Genomic DNA, 13737 nt, shown 5'->3' on the forward strand with positions numbered 1-13737 from the left:
CGTATTTTCGCCAAACTTTCCGGCTAAGAAACGCACATCAGACAGTTGGGGAGCAACGCATGGGCCCGTTCAAAGCACTCGATTCCGTATTTTCGCAATATGCGACGTTCAAGGGACGCGCACCGCGATCCGAGTATTGGTGGTATGTTCTGATGCATCTGCTGATCTTGATCTGCGCGATCATCGGTGACCTTTATCTGCTTGATCCATATGCAACCCCTTCACTGAATCCGTTCGCATATTTCACCGGATTCTGGCTGATCGTCACATTTATCCCCGGGCTCGCGGTGACCGTACGGCGGCTTCATGATGCCGGCTATTCCGGCCTGTGGTATCTTTTGAACTTTGTTCCGTTCGGCTGGATCGTTGTGCTGATCATGACGATCATTCCGTCTGAACCGGGTGCAAATGCCTATGGCCAACCACCATTTGGCGGTGGTGGAAGCACCTATGGCAGTCGCGGGCTCGACGATCCGCATATGGTCCTGAACCCTGTCAAATCGGACCCCTACGCACCTTACGCGGCGCTTGAACGTGCACGGCAACCGAAGTCACCCGAAATGATCGAGGCGCAAAGACAGGAAGTCAGCGATTATTTCCGCCAGCGGGTTCTGAAAAAGACCTGAGCCAGCCACAAGGCCGTTGATCCAAGAGCACGCCCGTCGTTGCCTGCGTTCAATAGGCGTAGGCGTCGTAAATCTTGCTCAGATCGCCAGCCCATTCGCCGTGATATTTGCTCAGAAGCTCATCAGCCGGTGTCATGCCCGTTTCAATGCTGTCCTTCAGAGCATTCAAAAAATGCGTCTCGTCCGGAACCAGACCGCCTGCGCCCGCGCGTGCGCGCGCTTTGAGGCCAGCCTCGGAGATCGCGACAACTTCGCGGGCGAGTTCGTGCATGCTGATATGATCGACTTTGGCCTGCAAACCATCGACAGACGCACCGACACGCAAGGCGTCGCGCTGTTCGGCGGTCCAGTTCTTGCAGACATCCCAAGCAGCATCCAACGCGGTCTGATCATACATCAGACCGACCCAGAACGCCGGCAATGCACATAGCCGGCGCCATGGCCCGCCATCGGCCCCGCGCATTTCAATGAACTGCTTCATCCGCGCTTCGGGGAACACGGTCGTCAAGTGATCCGCCCAGTCGGATAACGTCGGAGTCTCGCCCGGCAAGGCGGGCAGCTTGCCTTTCAGAAAGTCGCGAAAGGACATGCCCAGCGCGTTGATGTATTTCCCGTCCCGATAGACAAAATACATCGGCACATCGAGCACCCAATCTGTCCATGCCTCGAACCCGAAACCGTCCTCGAACACGAAAGGCAGCATACCGGTGCGGTCCGCATCGAGGTTGCGCCAGATCACCGCTCGCCATGATTTGTGGTCGTTCACCTTGCCTTCGAAGAATGGTGAGTTCGCGAACAATGCGGTGGCGACGGGTTGCAGCGCCAGCGCGACACGCATTTTCTGGACCATGTCCGCCTCTGACCCGAAGTCGAGATTGACCTGAACAGTGCAGGTCCGCCGCATCATGGCCGTGCCCATGGTGCCGACCTTTTCCATGTAGTCATTCATCAGCTTGTAGCGGCCTTTAGGCATCAACGGCATTTCCTCATGCCGCCATTCAGGGGCTGCACCGAGGCCGATGAATTTGACGCCGATCTCGTCCGAGACGGCCTTTACTTCTGCGAGGTGGCTGTTCACTTCGTCACATGTCTGATGGATCGTCTCGACCGGTGCGCCGGATAGTTCCAGCGCGCCGCCTGGTTCAAGGCTGACATTTGCGCCGTCTTTTTCAAGGCCAATCAGCTTTCCGCCTTCGGTGACAGGTGCCCAGTCGAATTTTTGGCGCAGTCCGTCGAGGACCGCAAATATCGACCTCTCGCCCTCATAGGGCAGCGGTTTGTGCGTATCCTCGCAAAAACCGAATTTTTCATGCTCTGTGCCGATGCGCCAGTCTTCCCGCGGTTTGCACCCTTTCGCGAGGTATTCGACCATTTGTGAATGATGTTCGATCGGCCCGCCGCCGGACTGTGGAATGGACATGGGGACAGGCCTCGCTTCGTGATCTCAGACTTTGGTGGTGACGCAAGCCGCTGCTCAATGCAAGAGACGACGTTCTTTCTGCCAGATGACAACACGCTCAGTTGATGTGCGCGACAGCACATCGACGGTGACCTGCATATTGATGCCGGGGAGGCTGGCAAAGGCGTCATAGAGGGCCTCGGCTCCATCTGCATTGACTGGAATTTCAACGACTTGGCCGCGCGTATCTGACAGAATCCAATGGGGCGCGGGCTTTGCGTTTGGTTCAAGTTCGAGCATGGCGGCCTCATCAAGATCGATCGCGCCGCCGGTCAATGGTCCAAAGTATCCAACCCTGCGTTCAAGGATCTTTACAACGCCGGGGCCCATGCCGGACTGGCGGAACCGGCCGCGCAGGATGCCCGCGATCAGCAATCCGAAGGATGCAACCACAAGCACCCATCCGATCCACTTGATCGCGCCGGTGGAGGCCAGCGCCCACCAGATGCCGAGCACGAAGATCAATTCTGCCGCGATCACTTCACGCCAACGCCATGCGATGGCTTTCACTTCGGGACGGATAAAACTAGCCATGAAGTGTCACGGGGTTATCAAAAACCGTAATGTTGAACGTGCCCATTTTCTTAAATTTAATCCGTTCATAGGCTTTAGCTGCCGTGTCGTTTGCCGCAGATAGTACGGCCCGTTTGACGCCCTTTGCCCGGGCTTCAGCGAGGTGTAGCGCGAGCGCTTTCCCCGCGTATCCGTTCCCGCGCAGTTCTGGCGGGGTAAAAACGCCGCCGATCATAACAATCTCGGGAAGCTTGGCGTTGAACCCAGTCACCGCCATTGGCGTGTCACCTTTCATCAAAACACGATAGCCGTCGTTTTCAAGGGCGCTGTCTACGTGCGTGATCGCCCGTGCGGGCGCGTCATCTGGCCGGACGTCCAACGCCTCGATGTAATAGGCAGTGCGCCAGGCAATCAAAACGTCGCGCGGGGCAAGTGTGTAGGGGACAAGAGTCAGCCCGTCGACGTCGGGCATGTCCAATTCCGCAAGGTCCAGTTCATAGTGCGGCTCGTTTCTGTCCAGTGCGGCGGCGGGCAAGTCCAACGCCGTCTTCACGGTTGCACAGGCGGCTGCGGTTCCGACGACACCGCTGACAGTTTGACCCAACAACGCTTGGGCAATGCCCGGAACTTGGGTCGATGTGAACACCGGCAAAATCATGCCTTCGCCTGTCAGGCCGAGCACGTCGGTTAAAGGTTCATTGACCCAGAACGTCATCGCTTTGCGATGGTTGGTACCCAAGCCATGTTCCAGCAGGTTCGTTATCGGAAACATCGCGACTGCCGCCCTGGCCATCATGAAGTCAAGGACATCCGAATAATCTGAGGCTCTGGTGCGCCTCACGACCAATCCCCCAAGGCCTGTTGCCAGACCGTCATTGCAGCAACAGCAGCCGTATCCGCGCGAAGGATACGCGGGCCGAGACTGATCGGCACGGCAAAGTCGGACTTGCGCAGCATGTCCCTTTCATTTTCCGAAAAACCGCCTTCGGGCCCGATCAGAATAGCCCATGGTCCATTATTTTCCGCTGCCAGCAATGTGGTTTCGTCCAAGAGCGTTTCGTCGCAGAACAACAGACGCCGTGAGGGGTCCCAATCGGCGAGCACTTGCGACAGCTTCTGGAGGTGTGCGACTTCTGGCACAAATGTGCCGCCGCATTGTTCTGTGGCTTCGATGACATGCGCCTGCAGTTTGTCCTGCCGGATTCGATCGGCATTGGTGAAATCCGTCTGTACAGGCACAATCCGGGCGGCACCCATTTCAGCAGCCTTTTCGACGATAAAGTCGGTGCGGGTCTTTTTGAGTGGCGCAAACAAGAGCCAAAGGTCGGGCGGCATCCTGAGCGGTCTGGTCTGCGTCAAACACCGCAGTGCGCCGCTGCGTTTATTCCCTGCGACGACCTCTGCGTCCCATTCGCCGTCGTGCCCGTTGATCAGTGAAAGTACGGTGCCGACCTGCAACCGCATCACGGCAAACAGATAATTCGCCTGGTCCCGTGACACTGGAACCGTTTGCCCTTCGGACAAGGGATGATCTACATAAAGCCGAACCTTCGAAGCCATAGGCCAAACATATGACCGACCCCACCCCAACACCAGCCGGAACCGTCGCCGACAGTGCCGGAAACTGGGTGGATACGCTGGCCCCGCAAAAGACGCGTCCGTTCTTGCGCCTGTCCCGCGCGGATCGGCCCATCGGCACATGGCTTTTGCTGCTGCCCTGTTACTGGTCGCTGGCCCTTGCCTGCCTTGCGACAGGGACATTCACCGGGTTCGACGCTTGGCTGGTCATTGCATGTGCGCTTGGCGCGTTCCTGATGCGGGGGGCTGGCTGCACATGGAACGACATCACCGACCGCGATATTGACGACAAGGTCGAACGCACCCGGTCGCGCCCCATCCCTTCGGGTCAGGTGGGCGTGCGGGCGGCACTTGGCTGGATGCTTGTTCAGTCGTTGATTTCGCTGCTGATCTTGCTGACATTTCCCCTGCCTGCCATTTTTCTGGGGCTGGCTTCGGCGCTTCCGGTTCTGATCTATCCGTTTGCCAAACGGTTTACATGGTGGCCTCAGGTCTTTCTTGGCCTTGCATTCAACTGGGGGGCCTTGCTGATCTGGACAGCGCATACCGGTAGCCTTGGGTGGCCCGCATTCGTCCTTTATCTTTCAGGGATAACATGGACCCTGTTCTACGATACAATCTATGCGCATCAGGATGCCGAAGACGACGCGCTGATCGGTGTCAAATCGACCGCGCGCCTGTTTGGGGAGCACACAAAAGTCTGGCTGCGGGGATTCCTGACAGCGACGGTTCTGCTGCTGGGGTTGGCGATCATCCTCGCCGCTCAGGATCGCAACGTCCTGTCACTTGTGATTGCACTTGGTGGGGCCTGGGCGCTGGGTTGGCATCTGACGTGGCAGCTGACACGTTTCGACGCCAGCGATCAAGGTGGGCTTCTCAGGCTATTCCGGTCCAATCGTGACGCCGGGTTAATCGTCCTGCCATTTCTTGCCATCGCTTATATGGTATGATTGAACCCCCTGCGTTGACCCCCTACTAAGGGTAAGACCGGTACCAGCTAATTAGGACGACGATGCGCCTCTCAGCCCTCTTCTTACGGATCGGCGTATTTATCATCGCAGCATTCGTTTCGGCTTTCGCGGCACGCGCGACCGTTGCCGTCGTCGAAACGCGGTCGGTCGTATCCGTTCAGGAAGATCTGATTGATGCGGGCCATAATTGGGCGTCCGTACTGGGCGATGGACTTCAGGTTATCATCGAGGGAGAGGCGCCGACCGAGGCTGCACGCTTTAACGCGATTACGACTGCGGGCAAGATCGTCGATGCGAGCCGCGTCATCGACAATATGTCCGTCATCGACAGCGCCGGAATCGCGCCTCCGGAATTCGCGATCGAGATTTTGCGTAATGACAGCGGTGTTTCGCTGATCGGTCTTATTCCGGCAGGGACTGACCGTGACCTGTTGGCGAGCCGGATCGCGTCGATTGCGGATGGTCAGCCTGTTACTGACCTTCTTGAAGTGGCTGACTATCCTGTTCCCGAAACATGGCCCCGCGCGCTGAACTACGCCCTGCGCGCATTGGACGAGCTTCCGCGTTCCAAGATTTCGGTCACGTCGCGACGCGTTTCTGTAAAGGCGATTTCAGATAGTGCCGATGAAAAGCGTCGGCTGGAAACAAGACTGGCCCGCAACACGCCGGAAAACGTGGCGATTGCGCTTGAAATTACTGCGCCCCGCCCCGTCATTTCGCCGTTTCTGACCCGTTTCACACTGGATGACGAAGGTGCCCGATTCATCACCTGTGCCGTGGATACCGCAGAAGCCGAACGCAAGATTGTCTGGGCCGCGACCCAGATCGGTTTCGAGGGGCGTACAAATTGCACCCAAGCACTTGGCGCGCCCTCGCGAAGCTGGGGCGATGCGGTTGCTTTATCCATCGAAGCCGTGGGCAAGTTGGGCGGCGGGACGGTGACTGTGTCCAACACTGACATCGCGGTTGTCGCGCTTGAGGGCACCGATCAGGGCACGTTTGATAACGTCATTGGCGAACTTGAAAACAATCTGCCTGACGTCTACGCGCTGGAAGCAGAATTGCCCCGCGCGCCTGAATCCGGCGACGAGGGACCGCCCCAATTCACGGCCACGCGCAGTCCGGAAGGTGCAGTGCAACTGCGCGGACGCGTTGCTGACGAATTGATGAACACAACTGCCGAACAGTTCGCTTTTGCAAAATTCGGGCAACGCAACGTGACGATGGGCACCCGTGTGGTTGATGGTCTTCCGTCGGGTTGGTCGATCCGCGTGCTTGCAGGGATCGAAGCCCTTTCGCAACTGTCGAACGGTTCTGTGACAGTGCAGCCTGACCTTGTGGTCATCCGCGGCAACACGGGACGAGAGTCAGCCAGCACGGAAATTGCCAGCCTTCTTATCGACAAGCTGGGGACCTCGACCGAGGTCGATATCGATGTGACCTACGTGAAGGAACTGGACCCGATTGCGGGTCTTCCGACGCCCGAAGAATGCGTGGCTCAGATCACCGCGGTCACGGAAGTGCGTAAGATCACATTCGAGCCCGGTGCCGCAGATCTGGCCGCCGACACGCAAGGTGTTATTGATGACATCGCCGACATTCTGAAGAAATGCGCAAACTTGCGTATCCAAATTGCGGGCTACACCGACAGCCAAGGCCGCGAAGAAATGAATCAGCAGTTGTCCCAGCAGCGCGCACAATCCGTGCTTGATGCACTGCGTGTCCGTCGCGTGCCCGTCGGTGCCTTTGAAGCGATTGGGTTTGGAGAAGCGGACCCGATCGCTGACAACGATACAGAAGAAGGCCGCGAAGCGAACCGTCGGATTGAATTCAGCCTGATTGTCCCAGAACCCATTCCCGAAGAACCAACCGCACTTGAAGAAATCGAGGCCGCGAACGAAGATGCGGCCGAAGAGCCTGCCGAATAGGACGAACTTTTGAACAGAACCGAATTTATAGTCGCAACAGCGATCATCCTGTTTGTCGCCTTTATGCTTGGGTGGTTCGCCAGCTGGCTGGTCAACCGATTTACACGCGTGACCAAGGCTGAAATTGGCGAATTGGATAAAATGGCACAAGCCCTCCACGAAGCTGAAGAAACGCGAGATCAGGCGATCACCTATTTGCAGCAACGCGAAGCCGAAATCACGAACCAATTGACACAGACCGAAGCAGAGCTTCGGGCCGCGATGGACGGGCTGCGCGATGCGCGGCAAGAAGCTGAAGAACTGCGCGGCTATATCGATCGGCAGAACGTTTCTTAAGGCCCATCACGTCGATCGTGCGGGCCTCATTGAAAGCCATGGTTCTGCCTGATCTCATTCTGGGCGCGTTGTTCGCCGGTACGTCGCCCCCTGCTTGGGTCACCTAATGTCCGACCCAGATCCGGACATCTGCAATCAGACCGCGATGATCTGACCCCAGCAATGGCCGACGCTCGACCGACCCACCGCCCGGTGCCAGCACATGATCAATCGGCAACGGCATTTCCCAGAGCGTTAAGGTCGCGCGTGTCGGCCCGACAAGTTCCGTACCACTGGCAGCAGCAACGTCGCGGACCCGTTTGGTCCATGGAAACATGTTGAAGTCTCCGGCGACGACGACGGGCCCTTCCAGTCCTTTCAGCACCGCTCCGACTTCGGCTTCGTTGGTCATGCTCTTGTATGGCCATGGCCATGGAATATGAACGGACGCCACCCAAACGGTCGCGCCATCAATGTCGATGGGCGCGGCTGCAGCACCTCGGGTCGACGTACAAATACCCTCACCGGACATGGGGATACGGGACACCACCGCCTCGCCCATCCATTCATTGTGTCGGCACCAGTGCTGATATGGGAACTGATCGGCCAATAAATCCAGAACATGCGCTGTCCTTTTGGATACCTCTTGCAACATTACGACATCGACGTCCGCTGCCAGAATATCGGCAGCGACCAGTTCGATCTGCGAATTGGCCCACCAGAGATTCTTGGCATAGAGGCGCAAATCACCGCCGTCCTTCTGCCCGACAAATGCCGGGACGACCGTGGCGGCGACGCTGAGCACGGCGATGCCCATCGCGCGGCGGAGCCACGCCGGGCGCAGCAGAAAAAGACCGATCAAGCACAATACGCCGAAAACAGGTCGCAAAAGGCTCAGGCTGTCACCTGCCGGATGCAGCCAACCACCAAAGCCCAAGAAAACACCCAACGCCGCCAAGCAGAAAAACCCAGCCATGATCACGCGCATCTGATGTCTCCTTACCGGTACAAATTCGTTGAAATCCATAGCGGGAATGGATCGCAGGTAAGGGAAAGGATTTGATCAGGATTCGTGCAGACTGCCGGACCGCGGTGCAGCCGCCCTTTTCAGCCGGTCATTGATCGCCCGCCCCAAACCACTATCGGGAATCGGAGAAACGGCAATTTGCGTCGCGCCCATGTCGTCCAAGGCGTGAAGGCAGGAAAACAAGCGTGACGCCGCCTCTACAAGATCACCTGAGACAGAAAGGTTCAGATCAGCATCGACCGGCCCAAATCCTAGAAGAACCTCGTCGTCTTCCTTTGCCTGGGCATTCAGGCGCAGCGTTCCGTTGGGGGCATAGTGCGATTCCAGTTGCCCCGGAGAAATTGGTCGCGTGGGGTCCGTCGCAATGCTGATAGCCTGACCCAAGCAGGCAGACAAAGCTTCCACCGGGATTCCGCCCGCGCGTAACAGGGTCGGATTTGGCCCTGTGACAACAATCGTGGATTCGACACCGACACCACAAGGTCCCCCGTCTAGAACCGCGTCGATCAAACCGTCGAGACCTTGGATCACATGATCCGCAGTCGTTGGTGAAACGCGTCCTGACGGGTTCGCCGACGGCGCTGCAACCGGCACGCCTGAAGCCCGCAGTACCGCTTGACCAACGGGATGATCGGGTGCACGCACGGCCAGGGTATCAAGGCCGGCGGTTACCAGCGACGAAATGCCAGAGCCCGCACGCAGAGGCAGCACGAGCGTCAATGCGCCAGGCCAGAAAGCATCGGCTAGTCTGGACGCCGCATCGTCAAAGACGACGAGTTCTTCTGCCGCCGCCCTGTCTGCGACGTGGACAATCAAGGGGTTGAAGCGAGGTCTTCCCTTCGCTTCGTAGATTCGGGCCACGGCCTTGTCATCCAGTGCATTTGCGCCGAGGCCGTAGACCGTCTCTGTCGGGAAAGCCGCAAGCCCGCCAGCGCGCAGGATCGCCCCGGCGCGGGCCAGCCCGGCTTCGTCCGGGAAAAGACGTTCGGTATCGATCTGTTTCATGACGCGGCGTTTTGGTTGATTGCACCAAAGACCAAGTTACCCTGATCTACGAATTTCAGACCCATATCGCGTGGCTTTCAGTTTTGCCACCCACCGCAAGGATACGACATGCCATATCGCGCGCCCGTCACTGACTATCGTTTCATCATGGATCAGATCGCCGACTTTGGCCAAGTGACGGCGACAGACCGCTTTGCCGAAGCAACTTCCGACATGGCCGACGCGATCCTGACCGAGGCAGGAAAGCTTTCCGAGGAAATCATAGCCCCGCTTCAGCGACCGGGCGATCTGCATCCCGCATACCTCGAAAATGGAATCGTACGCACCTCTCCTGGTTTTGGTGATGGGTTCAAGGCGATTGCCGAAGGTGGCTGGATCGGCATGGCTGCCAGCCCCGAATATGGCGGTATGGGTCTGCCAATGACATTGACCACAGCTGTCAACGAAATGCTGGCAAGTGCCTGCCTGTCTTTGCAGTTGAACCCGCTGATGTGTCAGGGCCAGATCGAAGCCTTGGAGCACCATGCTTCAGATGAGATCAAGGATCTGTATCTGCCCAAGCTGATTTCCGGCGAATGGGCCGGGACGATGAACCTGACGGAACCACAGGCAGGTTCGGATGTCGGTGCACTGCGCTCGAAGGCTGAACCCAATGGTGACGGCTCTTATGCTGTTTCAGGCCAGAAAATTTACATCAGTTGGGCGGATAACGACTTTACCGAGAACGTTTGCCACCTTGTGTTGGCGCGTCTGCCAGACGGTGTGCCCGGTACGAAGGGGATCAGCCTGTTCATGGTTCCGAAGTTTATCCCGAACGCCGATGGTAGCATCGGCGAGCGCAATTCGCTGCGCGTCGTGAGCCTTGAACACAAGATGGGTCTGCATGGATCACCGACAGCGGTGATGGAGTACGACAACGCGCGTGGATGGCTTGTCGGGCCGGAACATGGCGGCATGGCTGCAATGTTCACAATGATGAATAACGCCCGCCTTGGCGTTGGCGTGCAGGGCGTTGGCACTGCGGAAGGGGCGTACCAGCACGCGTTGGCCTATGCCAACGACCGCAAGCAGGGTGGCAAGGGCACGATCATCGATCATGCTGACGTGCGTCGCATGCTGGCGGAAATGAAGGCAGATATATTTACTTCGCGCGCAATCGCCTTGATGAACGCCGTTGCGATCGACATGACGACTGCAACAGGCGATCCTGCATGGAAAGCCCGCGCTGCATTGCTGACCCCCATTTCCAAAGCTTTCGGCACCGATGTCGGTGTCGAGGTTTCGGCCAAGGGCGTGCAGGTACATGGCGGTATGGGTTTCATCGAGGAAACCGGCGCTGCCCAGTATTCCCGCGACGTCCGCGTCACAACGATCTACGAGGGCACCAATGGCATTCAGGCCATGGACCTTGTCGCGCGCAAGATGATGGACGGCGGCGAAGCGGCCTATCAGCTGCTGGACGAGATCGAAGCCGCTTCCGAGGCCGCAAAGGCCACGCTTCCCGAACTGGCGGCCGACGTTTGGTCGGCTTGCGAAAACCTGCGCGAAACGACCGAATGGCTTGTCGAACAGGATCTGCAGGATCGCTTCGCAGGTGCCGTGCCCTACCTGCGCGCGTTTGCGCGGGTGCTTGGCGGTCACGCGCATTTGACGGCCGCAATCAACGGCGATGAAACCCGGAAGCGGTTGGCAACCTTCTATATCAAGCGCCTGATGCCAGAACACACAAGTCTGCTTGCGCATGTCCGCGAAGGTGCCGACGATCTGATGGCGATCACTGCCGCTGATCTGGCAGCTTGAGGTCACGCATTCAAAGCCTGTCACATGAGGGTGGGCGGAGGTTGATTTCTGCCTGCCTCAACGGGATTTCGGGGGCGCACGAGTCGGCCTGAGAAGACGGAAAACCTGCATTCTACATTCACGTTTCAACTGAAACAGAACTGTGCCAAACCCTGCCAATGAAAATACACACGCCCTTTCCTGACCCGCCCGCCGAAGGCGAAGCGATCACTGTGGCCGACGGTGTGCTTTGGATGCGGCTGCCTTTGCCCATGGCGCTTGACCACGTCAATGTATTTGCGCTGGATGATGGCGACGGCTGGACGCTGATCGACACTGGTTTTGCGACAAAACGAACAAAAGCGATCTGGGAAGAGCTGCTGTCCGGGCCGCTGTGCGGGCGACCGGTCAACCGGCTGATCGTCACGCACCACCACCCCGATCACGTCGGGCTGGCCGGTTGGTTCATCGACAAGGGGGCAACGCTCGCCATGCCGCGCACAGGCTGGTTGCAGGCGCGGATGCTGACCTTGGACGTGCAGGAAATACCAGCACCAGAAGCGCTTGCGTTCTATCGGTCTGCCGGGATGGACCCCGACATTCTGCAGAAACGCAGCACGGAGCGCCCCTTTAACTTCGCGGATTGTGTGGATCCGATCCCGCTGGGGTATCAACGGTTGAAGGATGGCGATTCTATCCAGTTCGGTCAGCGCACATGGGATATCCGCATGGGTGATGGCCATGCCCCTGAACACGCGACTTTCTGGAGCCGCGACGACAACCTTGTCATTGGTGGCGACCAGTTGCTGCTGTCCATCAGCCCCAACCTTGGTGTCTATCCGACAGAACCTGACGCTGATCCGGTGCAGGACTGGATATCGTCATGCGAACACTTCCAGCAGTTCGCCACGTCTGAACAGTTGATACTGGCGGGACATAAACTGCCCTACACCGGGCTGCCGAAACGGTTACACCAAATGATCAGCAATCATCATGAGGCCCTTTCGCGTCTGCTGGCGCATCTTGATACCCCCCGCACTGCCGGGCAGTGTTTTGAGCCGCTTTTCAAGCGCAAGATCGACAACGGAACCTATGGGCTGGCGCTGGTCGAGGCCGTGGCACATCTGAACCACCTTTATCAGGCGGGCCAAGTCAGCCGCGAAACGAACGACAGCGGCGCCTACGCATATCGCGCATTATAGGCCGCCATTGACGGCAAGGCGGTGAGCGCAAGCTGTGTTCGTCAGTGGCGCGTCATGATCCTGTTGTGCAGGCGCGTGAGGATACGGCTTGCCGTTGTTTCGCAAAGGGCAGGAATGAGCGCATGAATGAATGCCGCGCATGCTGCAACGAACAGCCAGAATGCGAAGGCAAAGGCAAAGCGCATATGACCGAAATAGCTTTCATTCACGGTCGCTGGATGATCCAGAAAGACTTTTGCGAACAAGGCGGTAGGCGGTGTGGTGGTCGAGTCTGACATGGAATCCTCCTGATTGCGACATATCTATCCACCCTGGACCGTTCCGTTATCCCAAAAATACTTTCCATCCTGCGATTCTTTGGGATAATTTCCCAATATGAACGACGAAATTGACAAACTCATCCTTACCCTACTGCAGAACGACTGCACGCTGTCCGTTGATGACATCAGTGAACGTGTCCATCTTTCCCGCAACGCGTGCTGGCGGCGCATCAAGGCCATGGAAGCCGCAAAGATCATCACGCGGCGGGTCGCGTTGGTTGATCCCGCGAAAGTTGGCTGTCCCCTGACAGCGATCGTACTTCTGCGTACCAGTCAGCACGACGCGGCGTGGATCACGAAATTTCATCAGGTCCTCGCGTCAATGCCGGAAGTGGTCAGCGCGTCGCGCATGTCAGGTGATCTGGACTACGTTCTGCGGGTGCGGCTGAAGGACGTTCCCGCCTATGATCGGTTTTACAAGGACCTCACATCACGGATTTCTGTTTTAGACATCTCTGCCAGTTTCGTTATGGAGGAGATCAAGGAAACAACAGCGGTGCCCCTATGACCGACGAAATCGCCACATCTGCCGAAGCCATTGAAAACGCGCACCTTCCAAGTATCCGTGAAGTGCATACAAATCCTGACGCGAAATGCGCGTCCGAAGGGGGCATTCCGAAAGCACTGAAAGAACCGACCGGCCGCAAAAGCCCGGCGCAATGGGCGTACGAGCGCATTATTCTTTATATCCAGAACTTCGAAAAGCAGTTGGACAATGATGAAGAGGTGGGCATGGGCTTTGTCGGCGGCGATGCTGGCGTCATCAAGATCGAAGGTCTGGGCTATTATGATCCGGACCTCATCACATTCTACGGCAGCGATGGAACGGGTGCAAAAACCCAACTGATCCAACATGTCAGCCAGTTGAACGTCATGCTGCGCGCCGCACCGAAGCAAGTCGATCAGGCCGAACCCAACCGGATCGGTTTCCGGCTTGCCAAGGAACTGGAACGTGAGGACGATGCGACGGCTTGACCCGTGACATGGTCGATTGAATCAGCTAGAGCGTGCGCA

Annotated in this window: 15 protein-coding genes; 8 read left to right on the forward strand and 7 right to left on the reverse strand. The window is 57.7% G+C overall.

The features are described from left to right. The first annotated feature begins 59 nt into the window (after positions 1-59). Positions 60-626: a DUF805 domain-containing protein gene (locus BMY44_RS12480; protein WP_165611840.1), complete on the forward strand. Its 567-nt coding sequence runs from the start codon at positions 60-62 to the stop codon at positions 624-626. A 49-nt stretch (positions 627-675) separates the two neighbouring features. Here BMY44_RS12480 and BMY44_RS12485 read toward each other — a convergent pair whose 3' ends face one another. The 4 genes from BMY44_RS12485 to BMY44_RS12500 all read right to left on the reverse strand — a co-directional run bounded on the left by BMY44_RS12485 (position 676) and on the right by BMY44_RS12500 (position 4158). Next, complete coding sequence (locus BMY44_RS12485) at positions 676-2046, reverse strand: glutamate--cysteine ligase (protein ID WP_089995325.1); 1371 nt, start codon at positions 2044-2046, stop codon at positions 676-678. 54 nt (positions 2047-2100) lie between these two features. Next, a complete protein-coding gene (locus BMY44_RS12490) occupies positions 2101-2619 on the reverse strand; it encodes a hypothetical protein (RefSeq protein WP_089995328.1) in 519 nt (172 codons plus the stop codon). Then, entirely contained in the window at positions 2612-3370 is a 759-nt protein-coding gene (locus BMY44_RS12495; RefSeq protein WP_089995330.1) for a GNAT family N-acetyltransferase, read from the reverse strand. Before BMY44_RS12495 ends, BMY44_RS12490 begins: the two co-directional genes overlap by 8 nt. Before the next feature lie 65 nt (positions 3371-3435). Then, positions 3436-4158, reverse strand: a complete 723-nt coding sequence (locus BMY44_RS12500; RefSeq protein WP_089995332.1) for a 16S rRNA (uracil(1498)-N(3))-methyltransferase — start codon at positions 4156-4158, stop codon at positions 3436-3438. Between the two features lie 11 nt (positions 4159-4169). Between BMY44_RS12500 and ubiA the strand changes: the two genes are divergently transcribed. The 3 genes from ubiA (at position 4170) to BMY44_RS12515 (ending at position 7411) form a co-directional block, all read left to right on the forward strand. Next, a complete protein-coding gene (gene ubiA, locus BMY44_RS12505) occupies positions 4170-5126 on the forward strand; it encodes a 4-hydroxybenzoate octaprenyltransferase (protein ID WP_089995336.1) in 957 nt (318 codons plus the stop codon). A gap of 62 nt (positions 5127-5188) precedes the next feature. Next, positions 5189-7075 carry an OmpA family protein gene (locus BMY44_RS12510; RefSeq protein ID WP_089995339.1) on the forward strand — a complete coding sequence of 629 codons (1887 nt, stop codon included), beginning with the start codon at positions 5189-5191 and terminating at the stop codon, positions 7073-7075. A 9-nt stretch (positions 7076-7084) separates the two neighbouring features. Continuing rightward, positions 7085-7411 carry a hypothetical protein gene (locus BMY44_RS12515; protein WP_089995342.1) on the forward strand — a complete coding sequence of 109 codons (327 nt, stop codon included), beginning with the start codon at positions 7085-7087 and terminating at the stop codon, positions 7409-7411. 103 nt (positions 7412-7514) lie between these two features. Here BMY44_RS12515 and BMY44_RS12520 read toward each other — a convergent pair whose 3' ends face one another. Further along, complete coding sequence (locus BMY44_RS12520; RefSeq protein WP_165611841.1) at positions 7515-8378, reverse strand: endonuclease/exonuclease/phosphatase family protein; 864 nt, start codon at positions 8376-8378, stop codon at positions 7515-7517. Positions 8379-8453: 75 nt separating this feature from the next. Beyond that, positions 8454-9422: an L-threonylcarbamoyladenylate synthase gene (locus BMY44_RS12525; RefSeq protein ID WP_089995348.1), complete on the reverse strand. Its 969-nt coding sequence runs from the start codon at positions 9420-9422 to the stop codon at positions 8454-8456. Positions 9423-9530: 108 nt separating this feature from the next. Here BMY44_RS12525 and BMY44_RS12530 point away from each other — a divergent pair, with 108 nt between their 5' ends. Together BMY44_RS12530 and BMY44_RS12535 are read left to right on the forward strand one after the other, a co-directional pair. Beyond that, positions 9531-11222, forward strand: coding sequence for an acyl-CoA dehydrogenase (locus BMY44_RS12530; protein WP_089995351.1), 1692 nt, complete (start codon positions 9531-9533; stop codon positions 11220-11222). Positions 11223-11380: 158 nt separating this feature from the next. Beyond that, on the forward strand, positions 11381-12403 hold the full coding sequence (locus BMY44_RS12535) for an MBL fold metallo-hydrolase (protein ID WP_089995354.1): 1023 nt from the start codon (positions 11381-11383) through the stop codon (positions 12401-12403). Between the two features lie 41 nt (positions 12404-12444). Here the strand turns inward: BMY44_RS12535 and BMY44_RS12540 are convergent, their stop codons facing one another. After that, positions 12445-12681 (reverse strand): DUF6356 family protein, encoded by a 237-nt coding sequence (locus BMY44_RS12540; protein ID WP_089995358.1) that lies wholly within the window; start codon positions 12679-12681, stop codon positions 12445-12447. A gap of 97 nt (positions 12682-12778) precedes the next feature. On the opposite strand from BMY44_RS12540, the gene BMY44_RS12545 reads away from it, so the two are divergent. Both BMY44_RS12545 and BMY44_RS12550 read left to right on the forward strand, forming a co-directional pair. Then, on the forward strand, positions 12779-13231 hold the full coding sequence (locus BMY44_RS12545) for an Lrp/AsnC family transcriptional regulator (protein ID WP_089995361.1): 453 nt from the start codon (positions 12779-12781) through the stop codon (positions 13229-13231). Continuing rightward, positions 13228-13698 carry a DUF6173 family protein gene (locus tag BMY44_RS12550; protein WP_089995364.1) on the forward strand — a complete coding sequence of 157 codons (471 nt, stop codon included), beginning with the start codon at positions 13228-13230 and terminating at the stop codon, positions 13696-13698. The genes BMY44_RS12545 and BMY44_RS12550 overlap by 4 nt, the downstream gene beginning before the upstream one ends. The last annotated feature ends 39 nt before the right edge of the window (positions 13699-13737 follow it).

The organism is Cognatiyoonia koreensis, from assembly GCF_900109295.1.
Classification (GTDB): domain Bacteria; phylum Pseudomonadota; class Alphaproteobacteria; order Rhodobacterales; family Rhodobacteraceae; genus Cognatiyoonia; species Cognatiyoonia koreensis.